The 18,557-nt window shown below is 55.1% G+C and carries 17 protein-coding genes; 14 read left to right on the forward strand and 3 right to left on the reverse strand.

Annotated features, from left to right (window positions below):
• Positions 1 to 14: 14 nt before the first annotated feature.
• The 5 genes from epsE to J0M27_RS08850 all read left to right on the forward strand — a co-directional run bounded on the left by epsE (position 15) and on the right by J0M27_RS08850 (position 5,766).
• On the forward strand, positions 15 to 818 hold the full coding sequence (gene epsE, locus J0M27_RS08830) for a polysaccharide export protein EpsE (RefSeq protein WP_294990080.1): 804 nt from the start codon (positions 15 to 17) through the stop codon (positions 816 to 818).
• Between the two features lie 13 nt (positions 819 to 831).
• Positions 832 to 2,295, forward strand: a complete 1,464-nt coding sequence (gene epsF, locus J0M27_RS08835) for a chain length determinant protein EpsF (RefSeq protein ID WP_294990084.1) — start codon at positions 832 to 834, stop codon at positions 2,293 to 2,295.
• Positions 2,292 to 3,173 carry a chain length determinant protein tyrosine kinase EpsG gene (gene epsG / locus J0M27_RS08840; protein WP_294990087.1) on the forward strand — a complete coding sequence of 294 codons (882 nt, stop codon included), beginning with the start codon at positions 2,292 to 2,294 and terminating at the stop codon, positions 3,171 to 3,173. The genes epsF and epsG overlap by 4 nt, the downstream gene beginning before the upstream one ends.
• Positions 3,174 to 3,219: 46 nt before the next feature.
• Positions 3,220 to 4,110, forward strand: a complete 891-nt coding sequence (gene xrtB / locus J0M27_RS08845) for an exosortase B (protein WP_294990090.1) — start codon at positions 3,220 to 3,222, stop codon at positions 4,108 to 4,110.
• A gap of 186 nt (positions 4,111 to 4,296) precedes the next feature.
• The gene (locus J0M27_RS08850; protein WP_294990092.1) at positions 4,297 to 5,766 is read left to right on the forward strand and encodes an O-antigen ligase family protein; all 1,470 of its coding nucleotides are present in this window, start codon (positions 4,297 to 4,299) and stop codon (positions 5,764 to 5,766) included.
• A gap of 97 nt (positions 5,767 to 5,863) precedes the next feature.
• Here the strand turns inward: J0M27_RS08850 and J0M27_RS08855 are convergent, their stop codons facing one another.
• The 3 genes from J0M27_RS08855 to J0M27_RS08865 form a co-directional block, all read right to left on the reverse strand.
• Positions 5,864 to 7,027: a glycosyltransferase family 4 protein gene (locus J0M27_RS08855; RefSeq protein ID WP_294990095.1), complete on the reverse strand. Its 1,164-nt coding sequence runs from the start codon at positions 7,025 to 7,027 to the stop codon at positions 5,864 to 5,866.
• Positions 7,028 to 7,175: 148 nt separating this feature from the next.
• Entirely contained in the window at positions 7,176 to 8,804 is a 1,629-nt protein-coding gene (locus tag J0M27_RS08860) for an asparagine synthase-related protein (protein ID WP_294990098.1), read from the reverse strand.
• 225 nt (positions 8,805 to 9,029) lie between these two features.
• Positions 9,030 to 10,331 carry an oligosaccharide flippase family protein gene (locus J0M27_RS08865; RefSeq protein WP_294990101.1) on the reverse strand — a complete coding sequence of 434 codons (1,302 nt, stop codon included), beginning with the start codon at positions 10,329 to 10,331 and terminating at the stop codon, positions 9,030 to 9,032.
• 425 nt (positions 10,332 to 10,756) lie between these two features.
• On the opposite strand from J0M27_RS08865, the gene J0M27_RS08870 reads away from it, so the two are divergent.
• The 9 genes from J0M27_RS08870 (at position 10,757) to J0M27_RS08910 (ending at position 18,554) form a co-directional block, all read left to right on the forward strand.
• Entirely contained in the window at positions 10,757 to 11,602 is an 846-nt protein-coding gene (locus tag J0M27_RS08870; protein WP_294990104.1) for a sugar nucleotide-binding protein, read from the forward strand.
• 45 nt (positions 11,603 to 11,647) lie between these two features.
• Entirely contained in the window at positions 11,648 to 12,235 is a 588-nt protein-coding gene (locus tag J0M27_RS08875) for a histidine phosphatase family protein (protein ID WP_294990107.1), read from the forward strand.
• Positions 12,236 to 12,418: 183 nt separating this feature from the next.
• The gene (locus J0M27_RS08880; protein WP_294990110.1) at positions 12,419 to 13,315 is read left to right on the forward strand and encodes a sulfotransferase; all 897 of its coding nucleotides are present in this window, start codon (positions 12,419 to 12,421) and stop codon (positions 13,313 to 13,315) included.
• Positions 13,308 to 14,300, forward strand: a complete 993-nt coding sequence (locus tag J0M27_RS08885) for a glycosyltransferase (protein WP_294990113.1) — start codon at positions 13,308 to 13,310, stop codon at positions 14,298 to 14,300. The genes J0M27_RS08880 and J0M27_RS08885 overlap by 8 nt, the downstream gene beginning before the upstream one ends.
• Before the next feature lie 392 nt (positions 14,301 to 14,692).
• Positions 14,693 to 15,619, forward strand: a complete 927-nt coding sequence (locus J0M27_RS08890; RefSeq protein ID WP_294990116.1) for a glycosyltransferase family A protein — start codon at positions 14,693 to 14,695, stop codon at positions 15,617 to 15,619.
• A gap of 172 nt (positions 15,620 to 15,791) precedes the next feature.
• Positions 15,792 to 16,898, forward strand: a complete 1,107-nt coding sequence (locus J0M27_RS08895; protein WP_294990150.1) for a PIG-L family deacetylase — start codon at positions 15,792 to 15,794, stop codon at positions 16,896 to 16,898.
• 46 nt (positions 16,899 to 16,944) lie between these two features.
• A complete protein-coding gene (locus tag J0M27_RS08900) occupies positions 16,945 to 17,379 on the forward strand; it encodes a hypothetical protein (RefSeq protein WP_294990119.1) in 435 nt (144 codons plus the stop codon).
• A complete protein-coding gene (locus J0M27_RS08905; protein ID WP_294990121.1) occupies positions 17,376 to 17,888 on the forward strand; it encodes a glycosyltransferase in 513 nt (170 codons plus the stop codon). Before J0M27_RS08900 ends, J0M27_RS08905 begins: the two co-directional genes overlap by 4 nt.
• Before the next feature lie 36 nt (positions 17,889 to 17,924).
• Positions 17,925 to 18,554 carry an SIS domain-containing protein gene (locus J0M27_RS08910; RefSeq protein WP_294990122.1) on the forward strand — a complete coding sequence of 210 codons (630 nt, stop codon included), beginning with the start codon at positions 17,925 to 17,927 and terminating at the stop codon, positions 18,552 to 18,554.
• Positions 18,555 to 18,557: the final 3 nt, after the last annotated feature.

Consider the following 18,557-nt stretch of genomic DNA (forward strand, 5'->3'; position numbering starts at 1 on the left):
GGAAGCCAATGCGAATGCCGTTCAGAATCTGGTTGGCCTGCTATTGTCTGATTGTTTTTTCGGGATCGGGCGTCGCTCAGGATAAGAGTAGTGCGGACATTACGCTCGGTTCCGGAGATTTGATCCGAATTGTGGTGTTTCAGAATCCAGACCTGACTGTCGAGACACGCGTGTCGGAGTCCGGAACGGTTACCTACCCGCTACTAGGGTCGGTGAAGGTAGGTGGCTTGACTCTCGATGCAGCTGAGAAGCAGATAGCCAAGGGATTGCGAGATGGCGGATTTGTTCCGCAGCCCCAAGTCAACATTTCTCTTTCGCAGATACTGGGCAACAGGGTGTCGATACTGGGTATGGTTGGCAAGCCGGGACGCTTTCCACTCGAGACCTTCAATACACGGTTGACCGACATACTGGCTACGGCTGGCGGCATTTCCCCAGGAGGAGATGACTCGGTCATTTTGATCGGATCCAGAGACGGCAAGCCGTTTCGCAAGGAAATCGACGTTCCAAGCCTCTATCTGGACTCAAAGCGCGACGATGACGTCGTTGTCTCTGGTGGAGACATTATCTATGTGCATCGGGCGCCAGTGTATTACATCTATGGAGAAGTCCAGAAACCTGGGTCGTTCAGGATTGAACGAGGTATGACCGTCCAGCAAGCCCTGGTTCAGGCAGGAGGCCCGAGCGCGCGAGGCTTGGAGCGATGGTTGCGGATGCACCGTCGTGACAAGGAAGGACAGTTGGTGGAGTCGAGTCCGGAGCTTTTTGATCCAGTAAGACCGAACGACGTGATCTACGTTCGTGAAAGCTTTTTCTAGGCCGGGTTAACGTATGACTCCGCAACAGTTCTTTCTTATCATTTTTGCCAGACGGCATCTGGCAGCATCGATATTTGTTCTGGTGGCTGCCACCGGCGCGGCAATCACCATGTTGATGCCAAAGGTCTATACGGCCACCACCTCGATGGTCGTTGATGTCAAATCGGATCCGATTGCCGGCGCTCTGTTGCCGACTGTCGGCACACCGACCTACATGGCGACCCAGACCGAGATCATATCGAGCGAGAGAACGGCGATCGGTGTGGTGCGCCTCCTTCGGGTCGACCAGAATCCGCAACTGGTTGCTCAATGGAAGGAGGCAACCAATGGCACGACGCCTCTGGAGAACTATTTCGCGCGCTTGTTGCGAAGCGGAATGACGGTAAGTCCGGCGCGGGGCAGCAATATCATCAATCTGTCGTATTCGGGGCGTGATCCTAAGTTTGCCACCACGGTCGCCAATGCTTATACCCAAGCTTATATTGATTTGCTCATCGACATGCGGGTCGATCCTGCGCGCCAGTATTCAGCTTGGTTCGATGAGCGACTCAAAGTCCTGCGAGCCAATCTTGAAAAGGCCCAGGCCAAGTTGTCGGCCTATCAGCGTGAAAAAGGTATCGTGGCGTCCGACGAGCGCGTCGATCAGGAAACTACCAGGCTTAATGCGTTGGAGGCACAACTCGCGGCAATACAGGGTGAGCGAGTCGACACAAGCAGTCGTCAGCGCAGTTCGGGTAGCGAGCTTTCTCCGGACGTACAGCAGAATCCCATTATCGTTTCGTTGAAGGGCGAATTGGCCAAATCCGAGGCGAGGTTGATAGAGACCAGCGGCACCATGGGTAAAAACCATCCTGTGCGAATGCAGTTGGAAGGCCAAATTGCGGGCCTCAAGGAGCAGCTTGAAAAAGAGATGCGGCGAATTTCAGGGGGCGCGGCGACCGCGACGCGTACGACCGCGATGAAGGAGACCGAGCTAAGACAGCTTATTGAGGAGCAGAAGAAGCAAGTACTGGCATTGCGCGAGACGCGGGACGAAATTACGGTTCTGAACAAAGATGTCGAGTCGGCGCAGCGTTCCTACGAATCGGTGGCTCAACGCATGAGTCAACTGAGCCTCGAAGCCCAGTCTGAGCAGGCTAATGTCCGCGTCCTGAGCCCTGCGATCGAACCTTCCGAGCCGTCGCGTCCCAATATTCCAAGATTTCTGGCCGCATCGCTGGTCGGCGGCATTCTCGTCGGAATTCTTGCCGCGCTGGGCCTTGAGTTCCTTGACCGGCGCGTGCGTGATAAGACTGATCTCGCCGTGGATGGAGTTCCAGTGTTTGGAGTGATTGGGCCGATTAGAGACAAATATACGTTTCGCCAGAGGTTGGACCTTTTGCGCGCGTTCGTGGCCAATCATCGCCAGCGCCGTGCGGCGAAACGGCGGGCCTTGCTTTTGCGCGATGAGGCAAACCGGGTTGGGAGTGCGCCGTGAACGCCGCTCTTCACAGCACCCAGCGTTCCATTGGTGCGATCCTGATCGATACAGGACGCCTAACGGCAGAGGACGCAGAGCGCGTCCTTCGCTTTCAAAAGGGAAAGAATCTTCGTTTCGGCGATGCGGCGATCGAGTTAGGAATTCTGACGGAAAGCGATATTCGCTACGCGCTTTCGTATCAGTTCGACTACGCTTACTTGCCATCGACGGAAGCCAAGCCAGTCAGCGAAGAGCTAATTGCTGCGTACCAGCCGTTCAGTCACGAGGTGGAGCAGTTGAGGGCGATTCGTAGCCAATTGATGCTGCGTTGCTTTCTCAAGGAGGCCGGCAACTCTGCTCTTGCAATTGTTGCAGCGGGGCCAGGCGAAGGTTGCAGTTACGTCGCGGCAAATCTGGCGATCGTTTTTTCCCAGTTGGGTGAGCGTACGCTTTTGATCGATTCCAACTTGCGTGCACCTCGCCAACACGAACTATTCAAGTTGGAAAACAAGGTTGGCTTTTCGAGTATTTTGGCCGGACGTGCAACCGTCGAGGAAGCGACAATTCGAATTCCGGTCTTCGTGAACCTGTCCGTACTTCCTGCTGGAGCAACGCCGCCGAATCCGCAGGAATTGCTTAACCGTCCTGGTTTTGAAGACCTTCTTGCGCAAGCTCGCGACGCCTACGATATTGTGCTCCTGGACACCTCAGGAATGAATGTGGGGGCCGACTCCACGGTGGTTGCTGCCCGTGCAGGTTCAGCTTTGCTGGTGGGGCGCATGATCGAGACAAGAGTGAGTGCATTTCGTGACATGGCCCAAACTTTGACCCGCATCGGCGTTGCAGTAGTCGGTTCGGTCTTGAACGATCCGCCACTGGTAACAATCACGAAATGACGTGGTTGTTTGTACGATTCTGTACAAGAAAAGGTAGCCGTTAAGCATGGCGCTATCCCTTGCTCCTACTCCAATCCCTAGAATGGCTTGGCTCATAGTCCTTATGGGCTATGCGGCGATGTATATGCCGACGTACTGGTGGGCTGCAACAGACCTCTGGCAATCAGATGACTACGCGCATGGAGCAATCATACTGCTGGTGGTGATCTGGCTTTTTTGGGAAGTTCGGGACGCCATGCTCAAGGCAGAGATCAAGCCCTTGGGCATTCTTGGCTGGCCATGCTTTATTGTGGGCGTGTTTCTGTACGTGCTAGGACGCTCGCAGAGCATTTCGATTCTGGACTTTGGATCCCAGATTCTGGTCTTGGCTGGCGCCATGTTGATTTTCAAAGGCATGCCAATATTGCGTGCTGCGTGGTTTCCGCTTTTTTATATTGTTTTCATGATTCCGTTACCCGGAATCCTTGTCGATGCGCTGACCGGACCACTGAAAAACTGGATATCAATAATCGCCGAACAGGTACTCTATCAAGTCGGTTATCCGATCGCCCGCAATGGCGTTGTGTTAACCATCGGTCAATACCAATTGCTGGTCGCCGACGCTTGTTCTGGCCTGCATTCCATGTTCAGTCTTTCCGCACTTGGGGTCTTGTTCATGTACATCACTGAACGCAAGAGCTGGCTGCATAACGGAATCATGCTTGCCAGCATCCTTCCTATTGCGTTTGTCGCGAACATTGTTCGCGTCATGGTATTGATATTGGTGACGTATCACTTGGGAGACGAAGCGGGACAGGGTTTTCTGCATGGCGCGGCAGGCATTGTTTTGCTGGTCGTCGCATTGTTGTTCCTGTTTTTGCTGGACGCCATTTTGGCCCGGGTGTTCGGCGTATCGCTCCGCCCTGCTCATTCGAGGCAGTCATCTTCCGGGGCTTGACCACTCGATTTCAGTGAGAGTGAATTGCCTCAGCGAAGTGAGGCCAGTATTCCCGTTCGATACCGTTGTCGGTATCGTCAGGCTCACAGTTTTCGCTGATACGTGTTTACTATGCAACTCATGGTCTGACCAAGAATGCCGGAACATCTCAGAACGCTGATAGTCCTTCTTGTTCTGGCGTCTGCAGTGTTTGCGTTCGCCAGGGCGCCTGTCAGTTCTTTGGCATTTGCGCCTGCGGATTTTGCTCGACGGCGCAACCTCTGGTTTTGGATAACGCTTGCGGCTTTCCTGGCCCACAGCTTTTGGGTCTACATGGTGCTCGCGGGGACATTGGTTTTCTTCGCGGTTAAGAAGGAACACAACAAGCTCGCCCTATATTTTCTCTTGCTGTTTGCGGTGCCGCCCTATCGGAGCGAGATTTGGGGGATGGGGGTGATGAACTTTTTGTTCGCGATCGACCACCCCCGGCTACTTGCCTTGATGGTTTTGCTGCCCGTATATCTGTATTTGCGCATGCAGAAAGGCATTGAGCGGTTCGGCACGAATTGGCCCGACAAGCTGCTGGCCGGCTATCTCATCCTCCAGTTCAGTCTGATACTGCCGGCCAGCACTCTGACCAATGTGGCTCGCGTGGGCGTGTTTTATCCCTTTATTGATATATTCCTTCCATATTATGTTGCCAGTCGTTCGCTGCGCGACCTCCGGGATTTCCGAGAAGCCCTGATGGCGTTCGCGATTGCCGCGTTGTTGCTAAGCACCGTTGGGGTATTCGAGTTTGCCAGGCACTGGCTGATTTATTCGCCACTCAAGGACGCGTTGGATGTTCGATCGAAACTGGTTAGCTATCTTGGACGGGGGGACGACTTGCGTGCCGTCGGAACTCCTGGGGATGCCATAGTTCTGGGTTACGTGATTGCGGTCGGTATGGCCTTTTTCCTCTACCTGAAAAAATCGGTTCCCGATCCGCGTGTTTGGATGCTGGGGATGGGCTTGCTGATAGCCGGCTTGGTTTCCCCGCTATCCCGTGGCCCGTGGCTTGGCGCGGCCGTGATCGTGCTCGTCTTCGTGCTGACCGGACCCCATCGAGTCCGTGGGTTGACTCGGCTGTCGTTGTTTGGCGTCCTAGCGCTCCCTTTGGCAATGGCGACTCCGGTTGGGGACAAGATTCTCGACTATCTGCCGTGGGTCGGAACGGCCGAAACAAAAACGGTGGATTACCGTGCCGACCTCCTGGAGCGCGCAGTTTCCGTGATCATGGTCAATCCCTACTTCGGATCGTTCGACTTTATGGGTGCGTCGGAATTTCAGGATCTGGCGACAGGTAGTGGATTCATTGACATAGTAAATACTTATGTCGGAGTCGCGCTTGCACGCGGGCTGGTTGGCTTGTTCCTTTTCGTCGGGGTATTCGCCGTCACTATCTACCGCATCATCAAGGCGATGAGACGTGTCACTAACAAGGAGGACGAGCGCTATCTTCTTGGCCAAGCGCTTTTCTCGGCCCTGGTCGGCATACTCGTCATCATAGGCACCGTCAGCAGTGTGTCGGTTGTTCCAGTGGTCTACTGGTCAGTTGCGGGATTGGGAGTTGGCTATGCCCGAATGCTGGAAAATGAAACCGCTACTACAATGCATCCGGCCGCCGAGACAACTTGAGCGACTACAAGTTGTCATTACGCTACCCGTCGAATATCGGGTAGCGCTCCCGACATCCCCATATATTGGCTTTACGATCAAATTCCGCGAACTCAATTCAGCGTCGTTCTAGAGCACGAAGCAGTTCGTTCTGAAGAATGCCGGCAGATCGATCCCAGTCGAATCTTTTCGAGATTTCATAGCTTGCCTGGCTCATAGCACGCCACTTTTCGCCGCTCAGGTTCAGCACCCGACCTACGGCATCGGAAATTGCGCCAGCGTCCCCTATTGGAACGAGAAACCCCGACACGCCGTCATCCACGTAGTCCTCCGGACCGCCGCATCGAGTGCTGACGATTGGACAATGGCAGGCAGCCGCTTCGATGCCCGGCATGCCGAAACCTTCGGTGGTCGACGGCACGATCCAGCAATCGGCCTGCTGATACAGGCGCGGGATCTCCGCCTGAGAAGGGCGCAAGTGATATTCGAGCCAGATCGGCGGCTCGTGTTCCGGCATAGGCAACTGGGAACCAAAAGCAATAGCTCGCAACTCGGGAAATTGATCCTTAAGGCGTCTCAATGCGTTGAATGCAGTTGCGGCGCCTTTCAGGGTAGCCACTCCGTAGAGCATTCCGACAGTTGGGACAACTGCCCGATCGCGGCTCTCCGATTCGAACTGCGACCGATCGACGCCATTGGGTACGAGCACGGCACTGGAATCGCCATACTTTTCGGCCATCAGGTTCTTTAGCCAGCGTGCGATGACGAACTTGAGACCTGGCATTCGATAGGTCCTCGCCACGCGCGCCGGATCACCGCCGTGAAGCTCGTGGGCGCGAATGAAGTACGCCTTGATGCCCTTGGAGGTCGGCCATTCTTCGATCCATTCCCGGGTTTCCCACCATGTTGCGATGGTTACATCCGCATCAGGAAGGTGCTCAGGTTCTATCCGGCGCGCATTCACCGGGATCAAGTTCGCCGTGGAACGTTCGAGGTGATGACTATTATGGTTGCGAGTATCCCATTCGCTCTTTGCGCGTCGCAGCCAACGGCGCACATGCCACATTTTCGGCCAGGGGCGCGGCAGTGCGACATAGGCGATATTCACGGTGTGCCCAAGGCGAACCATTGCTTCAGCGATCAATCGATTGGACTTGATCCCACCGGCAAGACTGGTTCCCGGCAGCACCCAGTTGACGACCAGTTTCCGGGTAGGATTGCAGGCTTCATCTTGAGCGCCGGTAATGCCAGGGCCAGTGACGGAAATCGAACCGCTATTCATGGCGTCGAGTTGTTGATTGGCTAGCCAACAATATATTCGCAGCGCGCATCGGAATACTCTAGTACTCGGAATCCGAAGAGACCCAACAACGAAGCCGAGGAATTCGCTGCAAACGGTTGGGCGACTCAATTGAAATCGAAATCATGTTTCAGGCAGTCGCGGCCAAGGAGCCCTTGATATGCAAACCGGCCTGTATCAGCGCCATGCTCGCCCGCGGATCGCCGTCAGGTTCAAAGCGAGTAACCATGTCGCGACTTTTTGCAGACAAGATCGAACGCAGAACGTCATTCGCATTGGAACGGATAATTTCTTCTCGATAGCGCTGCCAATCCGGCGAATGCAGCAGCAACTTTACCGGATCTGCCCAACTATGCTGGACGTCGTTCCAGGGAGCATCGGACACCGGAAGGCTGCGAAATTCATCAAGCCTGCCAGTGCGACGAAGTTTCTTGAAGAATCTTCCTTCTTCTCCGTTGTCGGCGCTTGCGGCAACGCCGGTGTTGGCGTTTATCAGCGCATTCAGGGGACCGCACAAACGGTTAAAGGTAAGGTGGGCAACCGTACCTGAGTAGCGATCCTCTGGAGAAATGCGGGTAGCAACTTCGAGGACACGTCGGAAATAGAACAGTTCGTCGGCGCAGAACAATCGGCTATTGGCTAGTGCCGACCCAACATCGTGCTGACGGCTGATCGGCCAGAATCCTTGCCATTCTTCGCTACTTTGAGGCCGGATATCTGCGATCTGGATTAGCCGCTTTTGGCGCCTCGATTCAACTTGATCACGGATATCCGGACAAAGCATATCTCGTGAAGCTGCCCACCGCGTGCTTGTCGGGGGGCGAGTCTGTGCACGGAAAACGGAGATCATTCGTTCGCGGAGAGACTTCTTTCGCAGTCGCTCGCGCTGTGCCAAAGGCATGAAATGATCCTTGAGAAGGGTATCCGACAGGTAACCTCCGACGATTACATCGAAATGTTCAGCCAGATGAGCGTCCGCCACTGCAAATCCATGAGCTTCGCCACGGACCTCAGAGCCAATCAGCGCCATGGTCCGTTCGAGAACGTTCCCATAGAAATGCGGGTCACGCCTAACCAGCAGATGACGCACACCCGCAACTCGAGCGACTTGAGTTGCGACTTCGGTTTCACGGTTTTCCCTAGTGCAATAGGTCAGCGCTGCTTCAAGCCCCTTCGCGCGCATCAGGGCAAGAACGGTGCGTGAATCGCGCCCACCGCTTAACGTAACGGCAATTCTGTGCGTTCCGCGTGCAATTTCCTCCGCGGCCGAGCGAAGAGCCGATTCCAGTTCATCCGCTATGTCGTCACGGCTTGGCCAGATCGTTGGTTCGCTAGGCTGCCAATAGGCATTGCTGGATGCTATCGTGCGTCCGCTCTTGCAGTGCCACTGGTGGACCGATGCCGGGTCGATTTCTGTGGTCCGCTGATAGGTGGTAAAGGGGAACGATATCTGGTCGTAGACGAGGAACTCTCCAATGGATACGAGGTCCAGTTCACGGCGATGGCCCACGATTGCGGTAACGAGATCCGCATTGGTCCCGACGCAGACGACATCCTTGCTTGCATTCTCTGCCTTGTAAACTGGCTGCGATCCAAGCATGTCGGTTACTACGCGAAAGCCATCGCTCTGGAACATTGCAAGAGCAAACATTCCGGTAATCGATGCCGGCAATTCCGTGGCGAGATCATGTTCGAGGCTCTGCGCCAGTTCACGACAAAATCCATTCTCGCCGGAGTTCTCGTGCGAAATCCCGATCATTCTTGGGCGTCCGGTGCACGCGAACAATTTCCCATTTTCTTCAAATGGTTGGTACCCTCTACCGGGTGGTGGCTGTATCACCGCAGATCCCCAATCAAATCGTCGAATAACGAGCGGACGATTCTTCATGCCAGGCCTGTCTCTAAGCATTTCAGCAACTTGCTCGGGTGTAAGCATTTCACCTATTTGAATTATGAAGTCGCTCATGGCTAAAAGGTGCCGTTTCTATATGTTGCCGAAGTAAGCATGGCCTCCAAGAATTACCATTCCAGAAAGTAGAAAAGCACCCAAATCCAGAGCCGGCATCCAAACCTGATAGCGTCGAATGGACCATGCGAGTAGTGGGTAATCCACTATTTTCGAGGCTGCGACGCCGATGATCATTCCCGTTACTCCGCCGAGGTATACGCCTGCCGATATGCAAGCAATTAGGACCAGTCCGCGTCCAGCCTGAAGTATCATATGACGTTTGGAATCGCCTACGGCGAGCAGAATGCTGCTTGCCGGAACGCTGATCACGGCACCGACTGCTCCGGCCGCAAGTATCTGAAGCATCCATCCGGCCTCCGCGTAGCGCGGATCATATAGCAGATCGATCATCCATTGCCCGCCGAGCGAAAGCGCCCACATGGGGGGGACGAAGGCGATAGCCAATCCGAGGCGTGCCTTGAACAGCTTTTTCCGCAGTAGCGGGTCGCCGCGGTTGAACAAGTCTGCATAGATCGGAAACATCACTTGGGTATTGAGGCGCAGCAAGACTTCAACGGCGATTCTCGACCAGATGGTTGCGGTGGCGAACAGTCCCAACATGGGTTTGGTCATGAATAGGCCCAGCAGGCTACGGTCACCCCATTGAATCAGGAAAGTTAATGCCGTGCTGAGGAATATCCACTTGCCAAAGTTGACTAGTTCGAGGGCCGCGGCATGCTCCCATGCGAAGCGAGGCTTGCGGCCAGGAATAAGGTACTGCGACGTTGTTGCGGCGACCGCGACTCGTATGACGCCACCGAGAGCCAGTGCCCAGACCGACCGCAGATACCATGCAAGCGCAATCATGCAGAGCAGACCGAATATCTGGCTTGATATTTCCCAGAGCACCAGCGGCTTAAGATTTACATCGCGACGAAGTGAGAGAACGCTAGTCGATGTGAAACCGCCTATCAGAGCCGACATTCCTGCAATCGGAATCAGTTGCATCAGTATCGGCGCTTCGTAAATGATCGAGATCGGTATCGCGGCGATACATGTGGTGAGCCAGAGCCCAGCGCCACGCATGACTTGAAGCGTCCAGGCGGTATTCAGAAATTGCGGATCGTTGCCGCGGCGATTCCGAACAACGCCGGCGCCGATACCGAAGTCAGAGAACATCTGGATGCCGGCAAGCACCATTTCAACGAGCACCATGATTCCAAAGGCTTCCGGTGCCAACAGACGGGTCAAGACCAGATTTCCCGCCAGGCGGCAGGCTTGGGCTGTTCCAAAGCCCAGAACAGTCCAGGCGGCACCGTGCAAGGCAAGCTTTTTCAATGGCGCGCGCCCGAGGCCCGTCGCAGTTCCGGGTGCGGACACGGATTCTGAACTCGTGGGTTGGGACGTCGCGCCGCTACGGTCCTTGCCGGCCCCCTCGGTTCTCGTGACGAAATCTTGATTGGGCTTAGGGGTTTGGTTGTCTGGGGTATCGGGCGGCAACATTCGTGAATGTGATCCTGGATTGAGCGATCGGGGAGCGGCGACCGGACAGTTCGCAGACAAGGGGAGTCATGCTGGTTGGCGCAAACGGCATTCGACTCGCTAAGCTTTCACTAACCCAGCTTTCTCCAAAATACCTCAGACTCGGTTGATGATAGCTCATCGAAACAGCGGAATGTCCGATTAAAATTGGCGCGGTTGGTTGTGTTCTGGGCTGCCGGCATGGCATTGGACTGGTTCCGGACCAGGAAAGGGTTTGCATCATGGCCAAGCGAACCATCGTAATCGGCACGGGTTTCCTAGGGCGGGCGGTGGTGCATGCGCTTCGCAGATCCGGATCCCGACCCAAGCATACATTTCGGCAACATCGGGTTTTTCCGGATTCAATCAGGTTCGATTTGCTCAAGCAGACCTTGCCAGAGGTCGTTTCTTTATCGGGCGTCGGAACCTTGATTATCGCGGCCAAGGTGGAGCATATTTGCGATTCTGCAGGTGTGGTAGCGGCAATGCAGTCGTTGCTTCGGTTCTGTCGCGACATGAGGATTGTCTACTTGTCTTCCGATGCGGTTTTCGATGGTAGAAAGGGGATGTACTTGGAATCGGATTCGAGAAATCCCATGACATTGTATGGACGTAACAAGAAAGCATGCGAGGACATGCTAATGGCGGAAGCAGGGGATATTTGCATTGTGCGACCTAGTTATATCTATGGGTATTCAGGCGGGCAACTGGATCCCAGGTTAGCCTTGGCGCGAAAGGCTCTGCGCGAGGGAACACCCTTTGGCCGGTATGTTGATATGTACAAGTCTCCGATCGAGGTAAATCAGCTTGCGCAGGTGATCGTCTGGGCAAGTCGATCGTCGTTCAAAGGAGTGCTGCACGTCGGCGGCGACCGTATTAGCGTTTTCGATTTTGTGCGGAAGGCTTTGACCGGTATGGGAGAAGATCCAACCCGACTGATTCCGGAGCGCATCCCGTCCAACGCACCGCCCGAACTGCTTGCCGATACGTCTTTGGATTGCAGCTTGCTGGCACAGGTTTTCAATGAAAAACCGGTTCGGGTGGAGGATGCCTTCCCGGGTTGCATTCGATCCATGAACGACTCATAACGCCATTTCGGCATTGTCACTTTTTTGAAAGGCAGTTGGAAGGGCATGAATCTGATTTTGATTCGCCACGGTGAGATTGACTCGAACGTGGCTAAGGTCTACTCGGGACGAAGCAGCGAACCATTAAATTCCAGGGGATTGTTGCAGGCCGAGAAAGCAGCTGAGGCGATAGGCCAGTTGCAAGTGGCAACGCTGCTGACTAGTCCGCTAAAGCGGGCATTCGAGACCGCCATGATTCTTGGTAGAAAACTGAATCTGGATCCGCTGGTTTCGGAGTATTTCAACGAGTTGCGAATGGGGCCGTGGGAAGGGCTGAGTGAGGCTGAAGTCGAGGCTCGCTACCCTGTCGAGTTCAAGGTATGGAACTCGAGGCCGGCGGAGCTTCATCTTGATGGACGGGAGACGCTGGAGGAATTGAGGGTCCGCGCAATCGAGGGTGTTCTAGATGCGCGGGAACGCCATGGGGACGCCCCGATTGCCATCGTTACCCACGTTGCAGTGATCAGGATCCTCATGCTTCAGGCGCAAGGCAGGCCACTGAATCACTACAAGGCGGTGGTAGTCCCCAATGCGACGCCAATACCTATTTCGCTGGACCTGGCAACCAATGGGGGGCCGACGTCGGTTCGCTGAACGGCCACCGAAGCATTCCTTGCGCTACCATTCGCCGGAGCTATCTGGCACTGCCTGGATCACGGAAAGAATACTTGCTGAGCGACTGGAATGGGGCGGTCGTCAGCGTTCCCTGGTTTTTGCAGTCAATTGACCTTGAACATGCAGGTGGCAATCGCTACAACCTCCGCTTATTGAGAAGCCATGAACCCAGTCCAGCCACCGACCCTCCTTCCCGATTTCATCATCATTGGGGCGATGAAATCGGCTACCAGCACGCTTCAGGAACAGCTGGCGCGGCAACCAGGGATCTTCATGTGCGATCCCAAGGAGCCAAATTTTTTCAGCGATGACTCCCAATATGTTCGAGGCATCAGTTGGTACTCAAGTCTTTTTTCACCCGCGAGCCCGGGAGACTTGAAAGGGGAGGCGAGTACCCACTACTCCAAGTTGCCTACCCATGACGCAACCATCTCGCGCATGCACGCCGTCGTTCCCGGTGCGCGATTGGTGTATGTGATGCGGCATCCGATCGATCGCCTTGTCTCGCATTACATTCATGAATGGAGCATGGGCAACATTCATTGCAACATCAACGAAGCGGTCAGGAAGTATCCAGAGATGATCGCCTATGGCGAATATTCCCTGCAACTTGCTCCGTATTTCGACGCGTATGGGCGCGACAGCATCCTGCCGGTATTTTTCGATCGCCTGACGCGAGAACCGCAGTCAGAACTGGAGCGCGTTTGCAAGTTCATCGGCTATAGCGGTACCCCTAAATGGCTTGATGAATTAAAGCCAAGCAACGTTTCCAGCGAACGACTTAGGCGATTTCCCTTGTTCGATGTCGTGGTGAAGTCCGCGCTGGCGACGCAGCTTCGGCGAACGCTTGTGCCGCGCGATCTGCGCAATTGGGTCAAGGAGAAATTGACCATGAGGCAACGGCCTCACCTTGATCCGATGTTGGCCAGGGATCTTGAACAACGGTTCAATAGGGATCTGCAGCGCCTTGGCGGCTGGCTGGGGCAGGACTTGAGTTGCGAAAACTTCAAGGATCTTACCGGTGCTTCAGAACTGGGTTGGAGCGCCAAACATGGCTGAAAGCGCCGATCCCCGAACGACCTGCGGGGTAGTCGTGATCGGTCGAAACGAAGGCGAGCGCCTGAGGCGTTGCATTGATTCAGTAGCGAACGTCGCTGGGCCGGTCGTGTATGTCGATTCAGGTTCTTCCGATGGGTCGGTGGCGATGGCCCGCTCGAGAAATGTGTCTGTGGTCGAAATTGACATGACGGTTCCCTTTACCGCCGCAAGGGCTCGGAACGCGGGATTCGCGCATTTGCGAGAGGTTGGGCCAGGACTGGCTTTTGTGCAATTCGTTGATGGAGATTGCGAAGTCGATTCCGCGTGGCTGGGCAAGGCAGTGGATTTCCTGACTCGGAACCCGGAGGTAGTCGCGGTTTGTGGCAGACGGCGTGAGCGGTTCCCTGAACAATCCATCTACAACGCGCTGTGCGACATGGAATGGGATACACCTGTTGGCGAGGCGCGTGCGTGCGGTGGCGATTCCATGATGCGGATCGATGCATTTGAGTCTGTGGGTGGTTTTCGTGCGGATCTGATTGCTGGTGAGGAACCGGAGCTTTGTGTCCGCTTGCGCGCGAGCGGAGGAAAAATCTGGCGTCTTGGCGCTGAGATGACGTTGCACGATGCGGCTATGACCCATATTGGCCAATGGTGGAAGCGAGCAAAACGAGCCGGATACGCTTTTGCAGAAGGCGCCAATCTCCATGGTGCGCCTCCGGAACGACATTATGTTCCGCAAGCGCGGCGGGCGCTGCTGTGGGGCCTTGCAATGCCGGTAGCGATTGCGGCGGCGACCATAGTCGATCCGGTATATCTAGGCTTGCTACTCCTTTATCCATTGCAGGTTTTGAGGATCGTTGCAAAAAGCCGGATGGCCAACCGCATGGTTTGGTGGCGTGCCGTGTTTCAGGTCCTCGGGCGCTTCCCTGAGGGGATTGGTACGTTGTACTTTCTTCGCGATCGACTTTTTCGCCGGAAAGGCATGTTGATCGAATACAAATGAATTCCGGACGTGCGAAATATCCCCTCCAGTCTTTGGCTGACGATCTGTCTTCCCGGATTTGTCCCATTCCTATTGAATCGAGGACGGAGGGTATGCCCTGGTCTTGGCGCCGCCTGCGTCACTTTTTGTCGACGGTCGATAGCTAATTTTCGGCTTGCAGCGCCCTTGGCAACCCTTTGAATTTCGTGAGCCTGTCAGCTGACATTGACCAGCCGGTACTGTTTTGGGTAGAGTCGCGTTGCCTCACAAGCTTCTCCTGGCCATGAAAAATTGCAGGAAATCCAGCACCGACCGTTTCGGACCTTTCGCCATCCTGCGCGATCCAATTATTTCCGGGGACCCTGGAATTCAGCAACCGGAATTTCCCTCATCGATTTGCAGACCCAATCTTGATGACTACTATTAAGAACTATCTCCTGGTTTCTCCGTGCCGCAATGAGGCCGACTACATGCGTCAGACGCTTGACAGTGTCGTCGCGCAGTCGGCATTGCCGGCAAAGTGGGTGATTGTTGACGATGGATCGACGGACGATACGCCGAGGATTCTTGAAGAGTATTCCGCTCGGTATTCCTGGATTTCGGTGGTCACGCGACTGGACCGTGGCCATCGGGCCGTCGGCCCGGGGGTAATAGACGCCTTCTACGCAGGGCTGGAGACTGTCGATATTGATCAGTTTCAGTATCTTTGCAAACTCGATCTTGACCTGGAACTTCCGCCGGACTATTTCAAGAGCATCATCGAGCAAATGGAGAGTGATCCTTACCTGGGAAATTTCTCGGGGAAGGCGTATTTGAGGGAGGCGGATGGAACTCTCGTCTCCGAACGATTGGGCGACGAGAACGCAGTTGGGCAAACGAAGTTCTATCGAACCGCCGCGTTCAAGGAGATCGGTGGGTTTGTCAGACAGGTAAGCTGGGACGGAATCGACGGCCACATGTGCAGAATGAAAGGATGGGTTGCGCGATCCGAGGATCGTCCGGAACTCAGGTTTATCCATCTGCGACAGATGGGAAGCAGTCAGCAAAGCATCTGGGTGGGCAGGCTGCGCTGGGGGTTCGGCAAGTACTTTATGGGGTCCGCGCCTTATTTCGTCGCGGCGGTGGCGGTATACCGGATGTTCGAGAAGCCCTATGTCGTTGGCGGCTGTGGGATTTTCTGGGGTTATCTGAAGGCCATGTTTTCCAAGACTCCCCGATTTGGCGACAAGGCGTTCCGTCGTTTCTTGAGACGTTTCGAACTACGCTCGCTCCTTCTCGGGAAGCGGAACACAACCGATCTTTACCATCGCAAGATTCGCCTGTCACCCAAACCGGAATGAGCAGTGTCGCTGTCGCATTGATACTATCCCGTCATCATCGACGTTGTGTTTTTCTGGAGCAGCGCTGCGCAGCCAGGCATTGTCCGATTGCGGCGAATTGTTTGAACGAGCCGGTGAAGTCTGCAGGCTTCGGCAGTTTTTCGTTCGGCATATGACGATAGCGCTCTGGATCATGCTATTCGCTGGCGGCTTGCTCGTTGCAGTTTTGTCGGTCTCGTTATTCCGATACCTGTCGCTCAGGCCAGTAATTTGGCAATCCGCACCTACGAATGCACTTGTGCTGGTTGCGCATCCCGATGATTGCGTCGTTCTCGCTGGGGAATACGCACTATGGGTACTTGATCATGGGATGAAGGTGGAAATTGTTTACTTCACTTCCGGGGCGGGAGATCCGGCCTCGCCGCGCGCGAAAACGCGAGAGGGCGAGGCGGTGGCGGCGTGGGGCTCGGTCGGCGTGCCCGGGACAAATCTGCACTTTCTTGGTTACGGCCAGTCCCCAATGAACGGAACTTGCGTCGTTAGTGCATCCGACCTTGACGTGGCGACCGCGAAAATAATAGATATCGTGCTAACCGCCGAGCCCGGAACAGCCGTGTTGGTGCCGGCCGCCGGCGAGATACATGCCGACCACCGAATGATTCGTCGAATTGGCATCAAGGCGATCAGCGACAGCGGACGCAGTGATCTGCTCGTCCTCGAGGCTCCTGAATACAATCCGACTCTGAGTCTTGTGCGTTCGCCCGGAAAGGTAGCCAAGTATTTTTTGAAAGCCTTGCCCCTTGTCTGGCGCTTGGGCGGTGATATGAGCAACGTGGCCTTTCCGGGCTTCATTCGCGGTAGCCGTGCATACATTGTTTGCGGTGAGGCTATCAATTCGCGGAAGAAGGCCATGTTGCGACATTTCGTCTCCGAAAATGGCGAGAAGCTCGTCAGACATTTCGGTTTTCAGAATCAGTTTCGCCCTATCGCGTTTCCGATTTCGACAGACGATGAGCAATTCGGACATTGCTATCCAAGATTCGGCAAGTATCGGTTTGGTTTAGGCGTTATCGGCTTGTGGTCCGGCCTTTATCTTTTTGCTATTGGACTCTGCTGGCAGATACCGGGACAACTGGCTGCAGTCATTCCCGGCAGCAAGCTGATACTTCCTGTTTGTGGCATCCTCACGGCTTTCCTTGCGGTTGCAAGCATTCGCGCGCGCAGGAGCGCTGAATCTCGCTTGCTCTATGCTGCGGGTATCGTTGGGATGATAGGTGGTCTGATTGCCAGTTTCGGTTGAAACACGGACGCAGCCGTCCAGTTCGCTTTGGCGAATGCGGCGAATCATGGCTGTTTCCAGCGGTGGCGGCCACTGGGTTGAACTGGTGAGATTGGTTCCGGCATTCACCGGCCATGACTTGGTGCTGGTTACCGTTGATGGGGCGTACCGTGGCGACGCCGGATCAGCGAGGTTCTACACGGTCCGGGACGTGACGCGCTGGGATAAGTGGCGGTGGCCGCAAACGCTGTTCAAACTGTTATGGATACTGCTTCGCGAGCGACCGGACGTAGTCGTTTCTACCGGAGCGTTGCCAGGTTACTTCGCATTGCGCCTCGCAAAGTTGTTTGGTGCCAGAACTATTTGGCTTGATAGCATTGCCAACGTCGACGAGTTGTCGATGTCGGGGAAGATGATTGGCCGCCACGCGGATTTGTGGCTTACGCAGTGGCAGCACCTCGCCAAGCCGGATGGGCCGCTATACAGGGGCAGCGTGCTGTGATTTTCGTCACCGTTGGAGCCCAGATGCCGTTTGATCGCCTGGTCGAGGCCGTTGACCAATGGGCATCCACACGCAATCGCGTCGACGTGTTTGCCCAGATCGGGCAGTCCGGCTATCGTCCGCAACGAATAGAATGCCGGCAGCTACTCGAACCGGAGGAATTTAGGAGTCGCTACAAGACGGCGTCGGCTATCGTTGCGCATGCGGGTACCGGGTCGATCATTACGGCATTGCAAATGGGAAAGCCGATAATCATCATGCCGCGCCGCGCAAGCCTGATGGAAACGCGTAATGACCATCAAGTAGCCACCGCGGAACAGTTCCGCAAGTTTCCGTCGGTTACGGTGGCCTGGAACGAGCAGGAACTCGCGTTGCGCCTGGATGAGATCGACGGTCTTGTCGGGCAGGCGTCGGTGGGGCAGTACGCATCTGAGGAGCTGTTGGACGTGGTTCGCCGATTTATTGATGGTGGCGCCGGTGAATTGCCAACGAAGCGTTCTGGTGGTTGAGCCTATCAATTGATGGTTGGAAAAGGAGTAGTGCGCATGATCAAGGAGAAAAAAACACCCGGCTTGGCAGCCTCGAACATGACCGGAACCGGCCCGGGTGGTTTGTCTGCCCGCAAGTTTGCCGAGTGGTACCGCGACCTGGAGATCGAAAAGTGGAAGGAAATGGATCTCAATGCTATCTCCGACATCGCGGGAGCGATCGAGAAGGCCGAAAAGAAAGGCAAGCAGATTTTTGTCATGGGCAATGGGGGATCCGCGGCTACCGCGTCGCATATTGCGACCGACTGGTCAAAGACCGCAGAGCGGGTAGGAAAGCCGCTGATCCGTTGCATCTCCCTCAACGACAACGTTCCGTTCATGACGGCGATAGCCAATGATCTTGGGTATGACGAAGTATTTGTCCGGCAACTGCGGAATTTGCTCAATCCTGGAGACGTGGTGGTGATCATCACGGGATCCGGCAATTCCCCCAATGTCATCAAAGCGGCGGAATACGCAAGGAAGACCGGAGCCGTTACCGTTGGGATGACCGGATTCACCGGCGGCAAGCTGTGCAAACTGGTGGACATCTGCCTGCACATCGATAGCGATCAATATGGCGTGATCGAGGATCTCCATATGGCCGCGGGTTCTATCCTGGCCTTCTACCTTAAGCAGCGAAAATAGGTG

Origin of the sequence: Sulfuritalea sp. (genome assembly GCF_017302275.1) — a bacterium.
Taxonomy (GTDB): Bacteria; Pseudomonadota; Gammaproteobacteria; order Burkholderiales; family Rhodocyclaceae; genus Sulfuritalea.